A 16,275-nucleotide genomic window follows, 5' to 3' on the forward strand; every position below is an offset into this window, starting at 1 on the left:
CCTTATTCCCCGGCCACCCGCCGCACCACCTCCTCGACCGCCTCGGCGACCTCCGTCGACAGAGCTTCACCAAACCCGAACGCCCGTCCCTCGATTCCGTAAATCACAAGGCTCTCGGGCAACCGGCCGAGCGCCCGCGCCGTCTCCACCGCCTCCGCCAAGCCGAAGCGATGGCTGGAATAGCGGAACATGCCCACGGGCAACGCCTCCGCCCCCGCATCCAAACGCCTGACCGTGCCGGGGGGAGCGCCCGACTGCGTGGCGTCCACCACCACGACGCGCCCCGCCCCGCTCCACGCCTCGATTAGGCCGGCGCCCTCGCCGCTGTGCTCCCGCGCCGGAAGCCCCAGCGCCGCCAGCCGGTCGGCCACCACCGGCCCGACCGCGTCATCCGACCGGTAGCGGTTGCCGATGCCCAAAACCAACTCGATCATCGTTCCACGGCCCCCAGGGCATGCCCCACCGGCACCCTACCTTGAAGAATAGCCGAAGCCCCGTCACACGTCGCGACGTTCCAGGCGCGGCAAACCGACCACCTTCAGCCGGCTCTCGCTCAGTTCCCCGACCTCGTCCAGGATCGGGTGGGCGACGGCGGCGACGTGGGCGCTGATGCGCTTCAGGTCGCGCAGGATGTCGAGCACGAGCGCGCTCGTCTCGATACTCTCCGCGTCGCCGCGCCGCACGCGGTCGAGGTGCCGGGCCGTGGCATCCCGCTCCAGCGCCCGCACGGCGTCCTTCCCCGCGATCAGCTGCCGGGCCAGCCGCCGGTCCTCGGCGATGAAGGTGCCGAGCGCCGTGCGCAAATTCTCCACCGTGCGGCGGTGCAGCTCCTCCACCTCGCGGAAATCCTCCGGCGCGAAGTGCAGCCGGTGGCGGACGCGCTTGGTGGCGAGGTCCATCAGGCTCTTGTCGATGATGTCGCCGACATGCTCCAGATTGATCGCGAAAGCCATCATGTCGTTGACGCGCCGACTCTCCGCCTCGTCCAGATGCCCCCGACCGAGCTTGGCGAGGTACAGCTTGATGGCCGTGTGCAGCCGGTCCACCTGATCGTCGGTCCGGCTGATCTCGGCGATCGGCCGCTCGTCGTCGTGGCGCAGCGCCTCCAGGCTGCGGCACAGCATGTCCTCGACGAGGTCGCCCAGCCGCAACGTCTCGCGCAACGCCCCGGCGATGGCGACCGAAGGCGCCTCCAGCGCGGATTCGTCCAGATGCCGGGGCTGCGCCGCGTCCTCGGCGGTCGGTGCGTCCGGGACCAGCCGCTCGGCAAGCCGCGCCAGCGGCCCGACCAGCGGCAGGAAAGCCAGCGCCAGCGCCACGTTGAACCCCACATGCGCCGTGACCACGGCGGTGAAGGGCGCCATCCCCGCCAGCATCGGCACCACGACTGGGATCAGCGGCAGCGCCACCGCAACCGCCAGCGCCCGTACGATCAGGTTGCCGACCGGCACGCGCCGCGCTGCCGCGCCGTCCCGCATCGTCGCCAGCAGCGCCGGCACGGCCCCGCCCAGATTGGCGCCCAGCATCAGCGCCAAGGCCAAATCCGGCCCGATCACCCGCGCCCCGGCCAGCGAGGCGATCAGCAGCACCACAGCGAGGCTGGAATGCACCGCCGCCGTCAGCACCGCTGCGACGATCAGCGCGAACAGCGGCTCGCCTCCCAATGCCACCAGCATGGCCTGCACCAGCGCCGACTCCCGCACCGGCTCCGTCGCGGCGCCCAGCAGCCGCAGGGCCAGCAGCATCAGCCCGGCGCCGACCAGGACGCGCGCCAGCGCCCGGCGCGTTCGGTGCCCCTCGCCCAGCGCGTGCAGCGCGCCGCCCAGCACCAGCAGGCTCGGCGACAGCCAGTGCAGGTCGACCGCCAGCACCCGCGCCACGAGGCTGGTTCCCACGTCGGCGCCCAGCATGACCGCCAGCGCCATGGAGGTGGTGATGAAGCCCTGCCCGGCCATGGCGGCGGTCATCAGGGCGGTGGCCGTGCTGCTTTGCAGGGCCAGCGTGGCGCCCGTCCCCGCCAGCACGGCGACGACCCGGTTCCGCGTCCCCAGCCCGACCCAGCGCCGCAGCGTCCCGCCCCCGCATCGGAACACCCCCGTGCGCACGAGGCGCAGCCCCCACAGCAGCAGCGCCACCGCGCCGAGAATGTCGATCAAAACGAGTGTGGGGGATACAGGGACGGGGGTGATGGCGTTTCTCCGGCTTTGAAAAGTTTGAGAGCTTCACAAAACCGTAACAGTCGGTGTCTCAAACCCGACCCTACGCGAAAGGGCTACCTCTTTCGCGTAGGGTCGGTTGGGTGGCCCTTACCCCCGCGTCACCAGCCGGATCCCCAGGGCGACCGGCACGATGCCCAACAAATCAAGGGGTTGAACAGCCTCGCCCAGCAGCAGCCAGCCGAACAGCATGCCCAGTGGCGGCATCAGGAAGTGATAGGCGCTCGCCTCCGTCGCGGTGGTCCGCTGCAGCAGGTGGAACCACAGGAGATACGCGCCGATCGACACCATCAGCACCTGGAAGGCCAGCGACCCGACGAAGCTCGCCGTCAGGCGCAGGGCGCCGACATCCTCCAGTCCCAGGCTGACCGGCAGCAGGGCCATCCCGGCGACCAGAACCTGCACCCCGGTGCCCGCCAGCAGGCCGGCGTTCGGCGCCAGACGCTTGAACAGCAGCGTCCCGAAGGACAGCGCGCACAGCGCACCGACGACCAGCGCGATCCCAGCCGGTTCGTCCAACCCAGACCCAAGCCGCCCGCGCACCACCAGCGCCACCCCCACCACGCCCAGCACCAGCCCGGCGGCTTTGCGCAGGGACATGGTCTCGCCCAGCAGGACGGTCGCCAAGGCGGCGGTCAGCACCGGGTTGGCGCTGACGATCAGCGCCGTCAAGCCAGACGGCACCATCGTCATGCCGCTGTAGCTGAGGCCAAGATACAGCGCGTGGTTCAGCAGCCCCAGCAGGGCGAGCACCGCGAAGGTCGCCCAGTTCACCCCCCGGTATTCGCCCCTCAGAGCCGCGACGGCAACCAGCAAGCCCCCCGCGATCAGGAATCGCAGCGCCAGCAGAAGCAGCGGCGGGCAGTCGGCCAGCCCGATCTTCCCCGCCGCGAAGGCCGAACTCCAGGCCAGACAAAAGGGCACGACCAGATGCAGCGGCGCCCCGGTCGAGGCGGCGCGGGACGTCTTCGACCTGGACAGGGCATCGGCGAGTGACATGGCGGGCGCTCCTGCATTTTTTGCCTTGGCCTGAAGGATGGCGCGCCCCCTTGCCATTTGGAAATGGAATGGTATGATCCTTTTCATTCACATCATGAATGGCTCAGCCATGCGCGAGATGGACCTTGGCCTGCTGCGCACCTTCGTGTCGGTTGTCGATGCCGGCGGCTTCACCCGTGCGGGCGAGCGCGTGCACAAGACCCAATCGACCGTCAGCCAGCAGATCCGCCGACTGGAGGAGCAGGTGGGACTGACGCTGCTCGACCGCGACAGCCGCTCGGTCGCGCTGACGGACGACGGCGAACGGCTGCTCGGCTACGCCCGGCGCATGCTGGCGCTGAACGACGAGGCGCGCACGGTGCTGTCCGGCCGCCCGGTGGCGGAGGTCGTGCGCCTCGGCGTGCCGGAGGATTACGCGGTAGAGCGGCTGCCGCGCCTGCTGGCCGGCTTCGCCCGGCAGAACCGCCGGGTGCGGCTGGACGTGCGCTGCGACCTGTCGGTGCGGCTGCGCGCGGAGGTGGAGGCCGGCGACCTCGACCTTGCCCTGGTCAAGCAGGAGCCGGGGCGTCCCGGCGCCCGGACCACATGGCGCGAACCGCTCTGCTGGGTCGGCCCGGAGGGCGAGGACCTGCACCGCGAGGACCCGCTGCCGCTGGTTCTGTTCCCGCTGGGCTGCGTCTACCGCAACCGCGCCGTTCATGAGCTGGATCGCGCCGGCCGGGCGTGGCGCGTCGCCTATTCCAGCCCCAACCACGCGGGCGTGCGCGCGGCGGTCTCCGGCGGGCTCGGCATCAGCGTTCTGCCGGAAAGCGCCCTGCCGCCCGGCGCCCGCATGCTCGGTCCGGCGGACGGCCTGCCCGCCCTGCCCGAAACCGAACTGGCGCTTCTGGTCGGCGAGGGCACGCGCGGCGACGGCGCTAACCTCGTCGCCCGCATGCTGGTCGAAAGCCTGCCCGAACCGGTCTGGGCATAAAGTTCAGTCCCGCTCGACCGTCAGCGCCAGGAAATGCGTCGCGCAGGAGATGCAGGGGTCGTAATTGCGGATCGCCTGCTCGCACCGCCATTTCAGCTTGTCATCCGGCAGATGCAGGTTCGCCTGGACGACGCCCAGCAGGTCGGCCTCGATCTGCTTCTGGTTCTGCGAGGTCGGCGGCACGATGTTGGCCGAGGCGATGCGCCCCTCCCCGTCCAGATCGTAGCGGTGATAGCAGATGCCGCGCGGCGCTTCCGTGCAGCCGGTGCCCCGCCCGGCGCGCGGCGTGATCGGCACGGCGGCCGGGTCGAACGCCTCATACTCCTCGGCCAGTCTCACCGCCTCCTCGCAGGCGTACAGCGTCTCCACCGCCCGCACGACGAGGCTCTTGAACGGGTTCCGAACCACGCGCGGCAACCCGGCATCCCGCGCGGCCTCCTTCGCCAAGTCCGACAGCTGGTTGTAATTCAGCGCATAGCGCGCCAGCGGCCCCACAAGGTACGGCTTGCCCGCCCCGACCATCATCCCGTGCAGCGCGTTCGAATGGGCGACATGTTCCTCGGCGAAATGCTCCTCGAACGCGCCGACCGGAATATCCATGCCCCGGTTCGACACGATGCGTCCCCGGTCGATCGCGTACTCGTCCCCATGATGCAGGGCCACGAAGGTGTAGTCGTCCTCATAGTCCGGAAACTCGAACCCGCCGAACAGCCGGACGGTCGCCAGCGCCTCGTCCCGCGCCCGTTTCAGCGCATCGAGCATCCCGCGCACCTCCCCCCTCGCCGGTGCCTTCCAGAACCCACCGACCCGCGTGTTCACCGGATGGACAGCGCGCCCGCCCAGCACTTCTAAAATCCGATTGCCGGTCTTCTTCAGGTCCAGCGCCCGCTCCACCACGCCAGGATGCGCCTTGGACAGCTGGATGGAATCCTCGAAGCCTAAGAAGTCCGGCGCGTGCAGCAGGTAGGTGTGCAGGACATGGCTCTGGATCCACTCGCCGCAATAAAGCAGCCGCCGCGCCTTGCGGACCGGCTCCGGCACCGTGACGCCCAGCGCCTCCTCCATTGCTTGGCTGGCCCCCACGATGTAGGCGACCGGGCAGATGCCGCAGATGCGCGACGTGATGTCCGGCGCGTCGCCGTAGGGCCGCCCGGCCAACAGCGCCTCGAAGAAGCGCGGCGGTTCGAAGATGCGGAACTTCAGGTCTCGCACCACCCCGTCCTTGACCCGGACATACAGCGCCCCCTCCCCCTCCACGCGGGCCAGCGCATCGACCTTGATGGTGCGTGTTTCCATCCTCAAACCTCTCGCCCGTCCCCGACCAGCGCCGCCCGGATCGTCTCGGCCACGCCTTCCGGGTTTTGCAGAATGTCCGTGTTCCAAAACCGCAGCACGCGCCAGCCGAACGACCGCAGTTCCGCATCCCGATGCGCATCGTGCTGCGATTCATTGTGCTGTCCGCCATCCGCCTCCACGGCGACCATCATCTCCACACATGCGAAATCGAGGATGTAGGGCGGCACCGGGTGCTGGCGCCGGAACCGCAGCCCGTCGATTTGCCGCCCGCGCAGCAGCGCCCAAAGCTTCCTTTCGGCGTCCGTTGGATTGGTCCGTAGGGACCGCGCCTGCGTCCTCGTGGCTCTCGGCGTGTAGGCCATGGATCACAGCCTCCCGAACGTCGTCGCGTTGAGCCCCCACCCTAACCCTCCCCCATGCTGCGCACGGAGGAGGGAATGAACGCCAAGCTCCCTCCCTCGCCGAAGGTGGGGGAGGGTCGGGGTAGGGGCCGGGTACGACCACGCAAACTCACCCCTCATGGACATCCCCCTCCCTCCGGAACGCCTCGGCGTTCGCGTTGAAGGAGCGGAAGGCGTTGGCGATGTCCGCATCGTTCCACCCCAGCGCCGTCAGCTGCTTGGCCAGCGCCGCCGTGTTTGGTGTCTCCTTCGGGCCGAAGCAGCCGTAGCAGCCCCGGTCGTGGCGCGGGCACAGGTTGCCGCAGCCGGCCTGCGTCACCGGGCCGAGGCACGGCGTCCCCCGCGCCACCATCACGCAGACGGTGCCATGCAGCTTGCACTCCACGCACTGGCTGTGCGGCGGGACGACCGGGCGGCGGCCGTTCAAGAAGGCGTTCAGCACCTCCAGCAGCTGCTCCTTGTTGATCGGGCAGCCGCGCAGCTCGAAATCGACCTTTACATGGTCCTGGATGGCGGTGGAGGTCGCCAGCGTGTCGATGAATTCCGGCCGGGCGTAGACCGCGCGAATGAAGCCCTCCACGTCGCGGAAATTCCGCAGCGCCTGGATGCCGCCCGCCGTGGCGCAGGCGCCGATGGTGATCAGCGTCTTCGATTGCTGTCGAATCTTCCGGATGCGCTCCGCGTCGTGCGGCGTGCCGATGGAGCCCTCGACCAGCGAGACGTCGTACGGTCCCCGGATCTCCACCCGCGTCGCTTCCAGGAAATAGGCGATCTCCACCGCCCCCGCGACGGTCAGCAACTCATCCTCGCAGTCCAGCAGCGACAGCTGACACCCGTCACAGGACGAGAATTTCCACACCGCCAGTTTGGGTCTGCGCTGGCCCATGATCACAGCTCCCGCACGGAGAAGACGTGCTCGATGGTGTCGTAGCGGTAGACCGGGCCATCCTTGCACATGAAGGAACCGCCCATCTGGCAGTGCCCGCAAAAGCCGACGCCGCATTTCATGTTGCGCTCCAGCGTCACGTAGATGCGGTCGGCGGTGACGCCGCGCTCATACAGCGCCTGCACGGCGGGGCGGGTCATCGTCTCCGATCGGCAGACGTAGGCGACGGTCTGTTCCGGGTCGAAGCGCGCGATCTTCACGAGGCCCGCCACGCTGCCCACCCGCCCGCGATAGCCCGCCGGTGCCGAATGCACGGTGACGTGCACCTGCATGTCGAACCGGCCGCGCCACTGGTGCAGCAGCGTCTCATACAGAATGTCGTGCGTCCCGCGCGAGCCGTAGCAGACCACCACCTTGCCGAAATGCTCGCGCCGGTTCAGCACCTCCATGACCAGCGGGCGCAGCGGCGCCAGCCCCACCGTTCCCGTCACGAACAGCACATCGTGCCCGTAGGCGGGCTCGATGGGCCAGGGATTGCCGAAGGGGCCGCGCACGCCGATGGTGTCGCCGACCTTCAACTGGGCCATGGCGCGGGTGACCGTGCCGACCTCGCGGATCGTGTGCACCAGCCGGTTCAGGTCGCGGCAGTCGCCGGAGACGGAAATCGCCACCTCCCCCACCCCGAACACGTAGAGCATGTTGAACTGCCCCGGCTTGAAGGCGTAGGGCCGCCCGTCCAGGCTGCGCAGATGCAGGGTGAAGCAGCCGTCCACCTCCTTGACCCGCCGCACGATGCGGAAGGGCCGAGGCACCATGGGATCCACAGCAACGGCGGGAACGGGTGAGAGGATGGCGGCATCCATGACCATGCCCTCCCTTAATCCGCCCCATCGGTGGCCAGATCGACGATGCGCAGGCGCGCCTCGGCGATACGGCGGCCCATCACGGGGATGAAGCGCTTGTAGAGGTGGTAGCCAAGCTCGTGGTTCGCGTCGATCTTGCTGCGCAGGCAGGCGCCGTCGATGGTGATGGCGCGCACCTGATCGATGGCACGGGCGTCGAAGGTCCACACGAAGGGCGGCACCAGCCAGGACCAACCGATGATGTCGCCCTCCCCGATGTTCTCCACCACCACGGCGGAGCGGCCGGGGGCGTGCAGTTCCACCGCCACGCTGCCCTGGCGGATCAGGTAGAAGTGATCGGCCTTGCCGCCCTCCTGGAACAGGAACTCGCCGGGACGCCAGTGGGCGTTGGCGCAGCAGCCAACCACCACGTCGCGCACGTCGGGCGGCATGTCCCGGAAGAACGGATGCTCGGCCAGAAGCCGGCCCAGACCCTCGACCTGCACCATGGTCAGCCCCTCCCCTCGCTGTTTTTTATCGCCTGCGCCTCTTCGGTGATGTCGATGCCGACCGGGCACCAGGTGATGCAGCGCCCGCAGCCGGTACAGCCCGAGGTGCCGAACTGCTCCCACCAGCTGGACAGTTTGTGCGTCATCCATTGCCGGTAGCGGGATCGGGCGCTCTGCCGGATCGCCCCGCCGTGGATGTAGCTGAAGTCCACCGTGAAGCAGGAATCCCAGCGCCGCCAGCGCTCCACATGGTCGCCCGTCAGGTCGGTCTTGTCCTCCACTGTCGTGCAGAAGCAGGTCGGGCAGACCATCGTGCAGTTGGCGCAGGACAGGCAGCGCGCCGCGACCTCGTCCCAGCGCGGATGCTCCAGATTGCGGGCGAGCAGCGACGCGGGGTCCTCCACCATCGTCCGGCCCATGTGGGTGCGGGCACGCTCCACCGCGCGCTCCGCCGCGTCCACGTCGCGGGTCTCGGCGGCCCGGCGCGGCAGGCGTTCGAGGACGGCCGCCCCCTTCTCGGAGCCCACCTCCACCAGAAACTCGTGCCGCCCGTCCCCGACCAGTTCGGTCAGCGCGAGGTCGTAGCCCCCCGCCGCCTTCGGCCCGGTGCCCATGGACGCGCAGAAGCAGGTGCCGCCGGCCCGCCCACAGTTGACCGCGATGAGAAAGGCGGCATTCCGGCGCGCGGCGTAGCCGCTGTCGGTGAATTGCTGTTCCCCCACGGCCCGCCCGCCGTGCGGCGTCACCCCGAACACGCGGTCCTGCACCGCCATGGCCGCCAACTCGCAGCCGCGTACGCCCAGAAACGCGTAGCGCGGCACGGCCCCGTCCGGCGCGGACACGGTGAAGCCCGGACCGTCCCGCCTGCCCGTCCACAGAGTCTGGCGCGGCGGGTAGAGGTAGGTTTTCCAGCTCTGCGGTCCGACGACATGCCCGAACGCCGCCTCGCCCTCGCGCACCAGCCGGTAGCGCCCGCCGTCCTGCTCGTCGATCCAGCCCCAGGGAAGGTCCGCCGGGCTGTCCAGCGGATCATAGACGACGGCGCCGTCGCGCACGCGCGGCCCGATGACCGCGTATCCGTCGTCGCGCAGCGCGGCGATCAGGGCGTCCAATCCTTCGATGCCAACGACGGCTTTGCCGTTGCCGGCCAGCCGGTCCTTCACCGTTCCGGTGCGCTCCATGGGCGACACCCCGCGTCGCGACTGTGACCGGTCAACTATACGCCCTTCGGTCCGGCGTTGAAGCCTTTCCCCACCATAATTCCGTGAAACCAGCGAGACGCTTTGCCGCAGTCACCCCGAAAACAATTGAATCAAATAGCGCGGAAACTCCTCAATCCATCCGAATTGACAACCAAATGATTGCGTTGGTAGGGACCAATGAACCGCTTTTTATGAACGCCAAACAAGGTGCCGCGTCTTGGCAGCGCGACACCGAAAAGCTTCAACAGAAGGCATATGTCGATCAACAAACAGCCGGGATTGGAAACCGCATGACCGCCATCAAGACTATTCTTGTTTCCTGCGTCGCCGCGCTGGCGCTGACCGCCTGCCAGGAAACCACCATGGGCACCAAGCAGGGCGTCGTGACCGGGGCCGCCGGTCCGAACGGCGCGTCCGCCGACGCCTCCTCCCAGCTTGAGCGCTGCGAGCGTCCGCTGGGCGTCATCGCGCTGGTCGAGGGGCAGGATCCGTCGATGCAGTCGTCGCTGGCCTCCTTCGGCCTCGGCTCGCCGATCCCGGTGCTGCGCCTGCTGATGCAGCAGTCGAACTGCTTCATGGTCGTGGACCGCGGCCAAGCCATGCAGAACATCATGCAGGAGCGCGCGCTCGCCCAGCAGGGCCAGACCCGCGCCGGCTCGAACATGGGCGGCGGCCAGATGGTCGCGGCGGATCTCGTGCTCTCGCCGAACATCATCTTCAGCGGCAACACGGGCGGCGGTGGGGCCGGTCTGGCCGGCGCGCTGATCCCCGGCTGGGGCGGCGTCATCGCCTCGGCGGTGGCCGGATCGGTCAAGTTCACCTCGGCGCAGAGCGTCCTGACCCTGACCGACGTGCGCAGCGGCGTGCAGGTCTCCGCCGCGCAGGGCACGGCGACCGCGCGCGACATGAGCCTCGGCGCCTCGCTGTTCGGCGCCGGGCTTGGCGGCGGCCTCGGCGGCGCGGTCGGCGGCTATTCCAACACGCCGGAAGGTCAGGTCATCGCCGCCTCGCTGATGGACGCCTACAACAACGTCGTGAAGACGGTGCGCGGCATGCCGCCGCTGCCGTCGGTGTCCGCCGCCCCGGCCGGCGCCAGAAAGAAGAAGTAATCGCACCGTACCCCAAACCGGCCCGTCTGCGTTACAAGCGCAGGCGGGCCGGTTCTTTTCGGCCTGCCGGCTGTTTGCATCGGTTCAGTCCGGCTGCGCGAAGGGGGCTGGCATGGCGAAGTGGAATTCCGGAATCCCGCCACGTCGGGGTGCGCGCAAGGGGACGCGGCGCGGCCGTTCGCTGTCGTTGAGCGGCCTGATCGCCGTCCTGCTCGTGCTCGGCGTGGTGTGGGTGGCGGAGCGGTACGATCTGGTGCCGCGCGGCACGCTGGACGCCCTGCTCGGCCAGGAGGAATCGCAGCCCAGGCGCACCGCCAACCGCCCGCCGCCCCGGCCGGTCCACCGCCCGGACGACCGCATCGACTACGCGCGGGCGCAGGCCCAATTGGACAGCATCCAGGTCGAGGCGGAGCAGCGGCGCGGCTATCAGCGCGAAGAGTGGCCGCACTGGCTCACCCTCAACAACAACTGCCTGAACACGCGGGAGGAGGTGCTGATCCGCGATTCCGTCGAGCGGGCGAAGCTGACGCCCAACGGCTGCACCGTGCTGTCCGGCGTCTGGCGCGATCCCTACACGGGGGAGACCTTCACCGACCTGCGCAAGGTGGACATCGACCACCGCGTCCCCCTGGAGGAAGCCTACGCCAGCGGCGGCTACGACTGGACGCGCGAGCGCCGCGCCGCCTACGCCAACGACCTGACCGATCCGCTGACCTTGGTCACCGTCTCCGCCGCCGCCAACCGCGCCAAAGGTTCAAAAGGGCCGGAAGAGTGGCTGCCGCCACGCGAGGACTACATCTGCGTCTATGTGGTCGATTGGATCGCCGTGAAGGCGCGTTGGGAACTGACCATGGACGAGCGCGAGCGCGTCACCGTCGGCAACATCCTGGCCGACTGCCGCGGTCAGGCGGAGCGCATGGCCGGCACGAAACCCGCGCGTTAAAGCGAACTGTCGTTCGCTTTAGATTCAAATGGCCTCACTTGCCGGCCGGGCTTCGGACGCATGAGCGTCCGGGCCCGCCGTCGCGGTCCAGAGCGGATCGAAATCCGCTCTAAGGCCGCCTGGAATCAATGCTTAACTGGGGTCAATGCAGCACGCCGCCCGCGACCCAGCGTTCGACGATCAGCACGGCCTCCGGCTCGGGCAACTCGGGGTGATGCCAGCGCAGGACGACGGTCGCCGCCTCCAGCGCGTGCCGGTCGGGCCGGCCGCGGCCGACCAGTTCCCGATAGGCGCGCTCCACGATGGGGCGGCAGCCGCAGACCGCCGACTCGCAAGCCGCGAAGCGCGCGGATTCGTCGTCTTCGCCCGAAATCACGTCGGCTCGTTTCCCTTGGTCTTGCTCTTGGTTCGGCGCCCGAAAATTTCCAGGCGTTGCCCGATCAGGTCGAAGCCCAGGTCCCGCGCGATCCGCGCGACGGCCGCTTCCAGCTGGGCGTCCTGAAACTCCACCACCTCGCCCGACTCGATGTCGATCAGGTGGTGGTGATGGTCTCCCCGCGCCTCTTCATAGCGGGCGCGGCCGTCACCGAAATCGTGCCGCTGGATGATGCCGATGTCCTCGAACAGCCGCATGGACCGGTACACAGTCGCTAGGCTGATGGCGGAATCGATCTCGGCGGCGCGGCGGTAGACCTCCTCCACGTCCGGATGATCGGCGGATTCCGACAGAACGCGCGCAATGACCCGGCGCTGGCCGGTCATCTTCAACCCCCGTTCGGCGCACGCGCGCTCCAGCCGTGACGGCAGGGCTTCTTCGGGCGAATCCACGAGTCGTTTCCTTTCCGCTCCGACCACATCCCAACTCCTTGAGATGGAGAGCCGGAAGCGCCAAGGCAACGCCGAAAAAGACCGCCCCGGCGCGCTGGCCGGAGCGGTCCTTCATAGCCGTCTTGCGTGCCCGTCTTACTTGAACGAGCCCTTCAGCAGCTCAACCTTGGAGACCAGCGCCTGCACCGCACCCGCGTCCATCACGACCGGCTGCGGCGGGACCGCCGTCGGGAAGGCCTTGGCGAGGGCATCGAGGTCGGAGGCCAGCTTGCCGTAGGCTTCCTTGTCCTTGGCGCCGAGTTCCTTGGCGTGCGAGGACACATAGCCGCGCGCCGCGATGACGAAGCCCCGCGCGTCCTGATACTCGACCACGTTGACCAGCTTGCCTTCGGCGAAGGCTTCCTTGTACTCGTCCGCCGCCGTCGCCAGCACGCCGGGCAGAACCCCCATGGTGAAGGCCGGGGCCTTCTTGTCGGCGCCCTCGATGGCCTTGTCCACCTTGGCCATCACCGCGTCCTGCTTGGCGAACACGTCGGCAGCCGGCTTCTTGGCCTTCACCAGATCGGCCAGGGCCTTCAGATCCTTGTCGAACTGGTTCAGCTTGCGCTTCTTCAGCTCACCCTCGACCAGCCCGTAGATCTCCTCGGCCGGGTGCAGGTAATGCGGGGCGGCGTCGTCCAGGCGGCCGGCCGCGTACAGCTCCTTGCCGACCGTCAGGTGGCCCTTCAGCATCAGCAGGCGCCCGACCAGAGCCTCGCCGGCGGGAGCTTCGGCGAAGGCGTCGGCCTCGTGGCCGCCCTCGCCACCCTCACCGCCTTCACCACCCTCGCCGCCGGCGCCATGCTGGTGGGCGGCCTGCGCGACCTGGAGCGGCGCATGATCGGCATGGCCCTTGCCGTGCAGCTCGGCGGCATCCGCTCCGGCGCCGAGAAGCGCGAACGTGCCGATACCCATCCAAAGCTTAAGCGTCTTCTTGTGCATGGGGTGCCTTTCCTCGTGTGGCGTCTGTAGCGGATGCTAGCGTCATCGACGCTATAATGAAAATGCGAGTAAGTCGCAATATCGGAAAAGCGGCCCGGTTACGTCTCCGCCCACATGCGGATCAGGTTGGCGACCGACTTGGTGATCAGGTCGAACTCGGCGGTCTTGCCCTGGCTCTGGAAGATCGTCCGCCGCGCGCTGTCCAGGTCGAACAGGATTTCGCGCTGGCGGGGATCGCGGATCATGCTTTCCGCCCAGCCGACGATGGCGACCCGCGCGCCGCGCGTGACCTCCTCCACCCGGTGCAGCTGGCCGGACGGGTAGACGATGGCCGCTCCGGCCGGCAGCTTGAAGGCCTCTTCCCCGGCGGTGCTCTCCATCACCAGTTCGCCGCCGTCGTAGCTTTCCGGGTCTTCCAGGAAGACGGTAAAGGACACGTCGGTGCGGATGCCGTGCATCACCGCGTCGTCCACATGGGTGCCGTAGCGCATGCCCGGCTCGTAGCGCGACACGATGACCGGCGTCACCGCCTTCGGCCGCACGGCCATCTGGAACAGCTCATTCTCGCGCACGCGGGCGGTCAGGCGTTCGCGCAGCGCGTCGATGGCCGGATTGCCGGACGCGAGCTGGAGGTTTTCCTTCACCAGCTTGGCGTGCCAGCCTGCCGTCTTCTTGCCGTCGAAGAAGGTGGCCTCGTCCAGGGCCTCACGGACCGCCTTGACCTCCTCCGGCGGAAGCAGGTCGGCAATGCACAAAATCATCCGGTCGCTCCTTCGTCCAACAGACCGGAGCGATCGTATTGATAGTCAGTCGCATTTGCAACCCAGCGCGGCGCTGGGCAATAGCCGGCGCCTTGCCTCAAACCCTCGCTTTGGCTAAACTCAGTCCAACAACACCCGAAATGCGCCCGTTAACCAGTGTAACATTCACCGGATGAATGTTGCATGATGTTGCACGTTCCGCGTCCAGCGCATAGCCAGCAAAACATCCGCACACAAATCGTTGTGCATCGACTGCACAATGGCAGCACACGAACGAACACCGGCAACACTATGATCCGATGCGGAAAAACGTCGATTTCCGTCATTGTGCATTTTTGAAGGTCTGCACAATCTGCACAACGATGCACAATCCACGCTATGCGCCAAGTGCATGACCTCACCCTCCCACGCCTTCGGCGCGGGTCCCGCCCTCTCCCATCGGGGATGGGAGAGGGGAAATTTCGCCACGCCCCATCTCCCCTGTCGCCTGCTCCCACAGTTCGCGGAAGCGCGGCTGGCGAACCAGCAGTTCGTTCAGGGAACCGACGTCCAGAACCCGCCCGTCGGACATGTAGACGATGGTCGTGAAGCGCGGCAGCAGGTGCAGCCGGTGGATGGCCGACACGATGCAGGATTCCGGGAACTCCGCCATCAGGTTGGCGTAGACCTGCGCCTCCGTCGCGGGGTCAAGGCTGCTGGTCGGCTCGTCCAGCATGATGATCGGGCTGAACTTGGCGGCCAGGATGCCGCGCGCCAGCGCCAGCCGCTGCTTCTGCCCGCCGGACAGGTTGCCGCCGCGCTCCACGATGCGGGTCTTCAGCCCATGCGGCATGGCATCGACGATGGGCGTCAGGCGGGCGAGGTCGCAGGCGTGCCGGACGGCTTCGTCGGAATGCTCGATGCCCATGGTCAGGTTGTGCTCGACCGTGTTCTCGAAGATCTCCGGGTCCTGCGGGATCAGTGTGGAGGCCGAACGCAGGTCCACCAGCTCCGGATGCTCCACCCCGTCGATGACGAAGCGGACGGAGCCCGGCTCGTATAGCCCGCTCAGCACCCGCATGAGGGAGCTTTTGCCGGACCCGCTCTCGCCGACCAGCGCGATGCGGTCGCCGCGCCGGAGCGTGATCGACACGTCGTCCAGGGTCGGCACAGCGCGGCGGCGGTTCGGGTGGTGGAAGCGCAAACCCTCGGCGTGGATTTCCCGCCAGTCGTCGGGAACGTGCCCGCCGGAGCCGCGCCGGTCCTCGGCGTCGAAGATCGCGTCGGCGCCGGACAGGTCGGTGCCGTGGCGGACGATGTCCTGCCACTGCGTGGCGAAGGAGCCGACCACCTCGCCGATCTGTTCGGAGTACTGGTAGACCATGACCGCCGTGCCGACCATGATGACGCCCGCCGACCGCCACTCCGTCCAGGCGTAGAAGGCGACCAGCCCGACGCGCAGGAACTGCCCGAACAGCTCGATGGTCAGCCACTTCGCCTCGTTGACCACGATGTTCCGCCGCAACGGCGCGAAGACCGCGTGCAGGCGCCCCATCATGGCGGAGCGGGTGGCCTCCTCCAGCCGCAACGTCAGCACCGTGCCGACGTTGCCCAGGCTGTCCACCATCTCCGCCGTGTAGCGGCGCTCGGCCACGTTCTCGTCGTCGATCAGCTTGGCCATGGTGCGGTCCAGCCGCAGCACAATCAGGCCGAGCACGGCGTAGGCCGCGATCGCCGCCGCCCCGACCGGCGGGGAAATGGCGAACAGCGCCACCAGCGGCCCGAACAGGCCGACGCCGTTGCGCAGGTAGGTCCACTGGTTCTGCGCGAAGCCGAACAGGGCGAGGTTGGCCTTGCCGACCCGCTGGATCGTCTCGCCGGAATGGTGGGTCTCGTGCCAGCCCATGGGCAGGCGCATCAGCTTGGCGTAGACGGCGTCGGAGAAGCGTTCGCGGATCTTCAGGGCGGTGAAGCGCTCCACCACCCGGCCGGGGCCGTGCAGCAGCCAGCCGACCACGCCGGCCCCCAGCATCAGAAGCAGCGCCTTGGCCGCCGCCTCGATGTCCTGGGCGCGGGTGTCCTGCAACGCGTTGACCGCCATGCCGAAGAAATACGGCACGGCCAGCCGCGCCAGCTGCGCCGCGATCAGCAGGACGAAGAACAGGACGACCAGATGGCGGCAGCCGGCCGCGAAGTGCCAGAGCGCACCGTACAGGCGCAGCAGCCCGCGCCGGGGTTCGAGAGGATTGCGTCGGTCCATGGATTCGCGTCTCGATGACCCTTCCGACAACACCGGGGGCGGGGCGATGGGTCCGGGCCGGGTATCATACAGTAATCTACCTGCCGCTCG

At 68.3% G+C, this 16,275-nt stretch carries 17 protein-coding genes; 3 read left to right on the forward strand and 14 right to left on the reverse strand.

From position 1 onward, the window contains the following. Nucleotides 1-2 precede the first annotated feature (2 nt). The 3 genes from J2852_RS20515 to J2852_RS20525 all read right to left on the reverse strand — a co-directional run bounded on the left by J2852_RS20515 (nucleotide 3) and on the right by J2852_RS20525 (nucleotide 3,215). Nucleotides 3-434, reverse strand: a complete 432-nt coding sequence (locus tag J2852_RS20515) for a hydrogenase maturation protease (RefSeq protein ID WP_209879010.1) — start codon at nucleotides 432-434, stop codon at nucleotides 3-5. A gap of 63 nt (nucleotides 435-497) precedes the next feature. After that, the gene (locus tag J2852_RS20520; RefSeq protein ID WP_211112295.1) at nucleotides 498-2,156 is read right to left on the reverse strand and encodes a Na/Pi cotransporter family protein; all 1,659 of its coding nucleotides are present in this window, start codon (nucleotides 2,154-2,156) and stop codon (nucleotides 498-500) included. Nucleotides 2,157-2,306: 150 nt separating this feature from the next. After that, nucleotides 2,307-3,215, reverse strand: a complete 909-nt coding sequence (locus tag J2852_RS20525; protein WP_209879012.1) for a DMT family transporter — start codon at nucleotides 3,213-3,215, stop codon at nucleotides 2,307-2,309. 73 nt (nucleotides 3,216-3,288) lie between these two features. Here J2852_RS20525 and J2852_RS20530 point away from each other — a divergent pair, with 73 nt between their 5' ends. Next, nucleotides 3,289-4,188 (forward strand): LysR substrate-binding domain-containing protein, encoded by a 900-nt coding sequence (locus tag J2852_RS20530; protein WP_246499882.1) that lies wholly within the window; start codon nucleotides 3,289-3,291, stop codon nucleotides 4,186-4,188. Nucleotides 4,189-4,191: 3 nt separating this feature from the next. Here the strand turns inward: J2852_RS20530 and J2852_RS20535 are convergent, their stop codons facing one another. From J2852_RS20535 to J2852_RS20560, 6 genes are all read right to left on the reverse strand, one after another. Further along, nucleotides 4,192-5,484: a Ni/Fe hydrogenase subunit alpha gene (locus J2852_RS20535; protein ID WP_209879014.1), complete on the reverse strand. Its 1,293-nt coding sequence runs from the start codon at nucleotides 5,482-5,484 to the stop codon at nucleotides 4,192-4,194. Nucleotides 5,485-5,486: 2 nt separating this feature from the next. Next, the gene (locus tag J2852_RS20540) at nucleotides 5,487-5,846 is read right to left on the reverse strand and encodes an endonuclease domain-containing protein (protein ID WP_209879016.1); all 360 of its coding nucleotides are present in this window, start codon (nucleotides 5,844-5,846) and stop codon (nucleotides 5,487-5,489) included. A gap of 148 nt (nucleotides 5,847-5,994) precedes the next feature. Further along, on the reverse strand, nucleotides 5,995-6,771 hold the full coding sequence (locus J2852_RS20545; protein ID WP_209879018.1) for an NADH-quinone oxidoreductase subunit B family protein: 777 nt from the start codon (nucleotides 6,769-6,771) through the stop codon (nucleotides 5,995-5,997). 2 nt (nucleotides 6,772-6,773) lie between these two features. Next, on the reverse strand, nucleotides 6,774-7,634 hold the full coding sequence (locus J2852_RS20550; protein WP_209879020.1) for an FAD/NAD(P)-binding protein: 861 nt from the start codon (nucleotides 7,632-7,634) through the stop codon (nucleotides 6,774-6,776). 14 nt (nucleotides 7,635-7,648) lie between these two features. Continuing rightward, complete coding sequence (locus J2852_RS20555; protein WP_209879022.1) at nucleotides 7,649-8,122, reverse strand: cyclic nucleotide-binding domain-containing protein; 474 nt, start codon at nucleotides 8,120-8,122, stop codon at nucleotides 7,649-7,651. Between the two features lie 2 nt (nucleotides 8,123-8,124). Continuing rightward, entirely contained in the window at nucleotides 8,125-9,303 is a 1,179-nt protein-coding gene (locus tag J2852_RS20560; RefSeq protein WP_209879024.1) for a 4Fe-4S dicluster domain-containing protein, read from the reverse strand. A gap of 311 nt (nucleotides 9,304-9,614) precedes the next feature. Here J2852_RS20560 and J2852_RS20565 point away from each other — a divergent pair, with 311 nt between their 5' ends. Together J2852_RS20565 and J2852_RS20570 are read left to right on the forward strand one after the other, a co-directional pair. Next, nucleotides 9,615-10,433, forward strand: coding sequence for a CsgG/HfaB family protein (locus tag J2852_RS20565; protein WP_209879025.1), 819 nt, complete (start codon nucleotides 9,615-9,617; stop codon nucleotides 10,431-10,433). A gap of 112 nt (nucleotides 10,434-10,545) precedes the next feature. Next, nucleotides 10,546-11,376: an HNH endonuclease family protein gene (locus tag J2852_RS20570; protein ID WP_209879027.1), complete on the forward strand. Its 831-nt coding sequence runs from the start codon at nucleotides 10,546-10,548 to the stop codon at nucleotides 11,374-11,376. 142 nt (nucleotides 11,377-11,518) lie between these two features. Here the strand turns inward: J2852_RS20570 and J2852_RS20575 are convergent, their stop codons facing one another. The 5 genes from J2852_RS20575 to J2852_RS20595 all read right to left on the reverse strand — a co-directional run bounded on the left by J2852_RS20575 (nucleotide 11,519) and on the right by J2852_RS20595 (nucleotide 16,185). After that, the gene (locus J2852_RS20575) at nucleotides 11,519-11,752 is read right to left on the reverse strand and encodes a hypothetical protein (RefSeq protein WP_209879029.1); all 234 of its coding nucleotides are present in this window, start codon (nucleotides 11,750-11,752) and stop codon (nucleotides 11,519-11,521) included. After that, nucleotides 11,749-12,204, reverse strand: coding sequence for a Fur family transcriptional regulator (locus tag J2852_RS20580; RefSeq protein ID WP_425514397.1), 456 nt, complete (start codon nucleotides 12,202-12,204; stop codon nucleotides 11,749-11,751). Before J2852_RS20580 ends, J2852_RS20575 begins: the two co-directional genes overlap by 4 nt. A gap of 135 nt (nucleotides 12,205-12,339) precedes the next feature. Beyond that, nucleotides 12,340-13,185, reverse strand: a complete 846-nt coding sequence (locus tag J2852_RS20585) for a hypothetical protein (RefSeq protein WP_209879031.1) — start codon at nucleotides 13,183-13,185, stop codon at nucleotides 12,340-12,342. Between the two features lie 98 nt (nucleotides 13,186-13,283). Continuing rightward, nucleotides 13,284-13,946, reverse strand: a complete 663-nt coding sequence (locus J2852_RS20590; RefSeq protein ID WP_209879033.1) for a Fe2+-dependent dioxygenase — start codon at nucleotides 13,944-13,946, stop codon at nucleotides 13,284-13,286. A 397-nt stretch (nucleotides 13,947-14,343) separates the two neighbouring features. Next, a complete protein-coding gene (locus J2852_RS20595; RefSeq protein WP_209879035.1) occupies nucleotides 14,344-16,185 on the reverse strand; it encodes an ABC transporter ATP-binding protein in 1,842 nt (613 codons plus the stop codon). Nucleotides 16,186-16,275: the final 90 nt, after the last annotated feature.

This window comes from Azospirillum soli (assembly GCF_017876165.1).
GTDB lineage: Bacteria > Pseudomonadota > Alphaproteobacteria > Azospirillales > Azospirillaceae > Azospirillum > Azospirillum soli.

Bases quoted from the DNA above. Each gene is read 5' to 3' on its own strand.
- J2852_RS20515 (WP_209879010.1), bottom strand. From the start codon at position 434: ATGATCGAGTTGGTTTTGGGCATCGGCAACCGCTACCGGTCGGATGAC.
- J2852_RS20525 (WP_209879012.1), bottom strand. From the start codon at position 3,215: ATGTCACTCGCCGATGCCCTGTCCAGGTCGAAGACGTCCCGCGCCGCC.
- J2852_RS20530 (WP_246499882.1), top strand. From the start codon at position 3,289: ATGATCCTTTTCATTCACATCATGAATGGCTCAGCCATGCGCGAGATG.
- J2852_RS20535 (WP_209879014.1), bottom strand. From the start codon at position 5,484: ATGGAAACACGCACCATCAAGGTCGATGCGCTGGCCCGCGTGGAGGGG.
- J2852_RS20540 (WP_209879016.1), bottom strand. From the start codon at position 5,846: ATGGCCTACACGCCGAGAGCCACGAGGACGCAGGCGCGGTCCCTACGG.
- J2852_RS20545 (WP_209879018.1), bottom strand. From the start codon at position 6,771: ATGGGCCAGCGCAGACCCAAACTGGCGGTGTGGAAATTCTCGTCCTGT.
- J2852_RS20550 (WP_209879020.1), bottom strand. From the start codon at position 7,634: ATGGATGCCGCCATCCTCTCACCCGTTCCCGCCGTTGCTGTGGATCCC.
- J2852_RS20555 (WP_209879022.1), bottom strand. From the start codon at position 8,122: ATGGTGCAGGTCGAGGGTCTGGGCCGGCTTCTGGCCGAGCATCCGTTC.
- J2852_RS20560 (WP_209879024.1), bottom strand. From the start codon at position 9,303: ATGGAGCGCACCGGAACGGTGAAGGACCGGCTGGCCGGCAACGGCAAA.
- J2852_RS20565 (WP_209879025.1), top strand. From the start codon at position 9,615: ATGACCGCCATCAAGACTATTCTTGTTTCCTGCGTCGCCGCGCTGGCG.
- J2852_RS20570 (WP_209879027.1), top strand. From the start codon at position 10,546: ATGGCGAAGTGGAATTCCGGAATCCCGCCACGTCGGGGTGCGCGCAAG.
- J2852_RS20585 (WP_209879031.1), bottom strand. From the start codon at position 13,185: ATGCACAAGAAGACGCTTAAGCTTTGGATGGGTATCGGCACGTTCGCG.
- J2852_RS20590 (WP_209879033.1), bottom strand. From the start codon at position 13,946: ATGATTTTGTGCATTGCCGACCTGCTTCCGCCGGAGGAGGTCAAGGCG.
- J2852_RS20595 (WP_209879035.1), bottom strand. From the start codon at position 16,185: ATGGACCGACGCAATCCTCTCGAACCCCGGCGCGGGCTGCTGCGCCTG.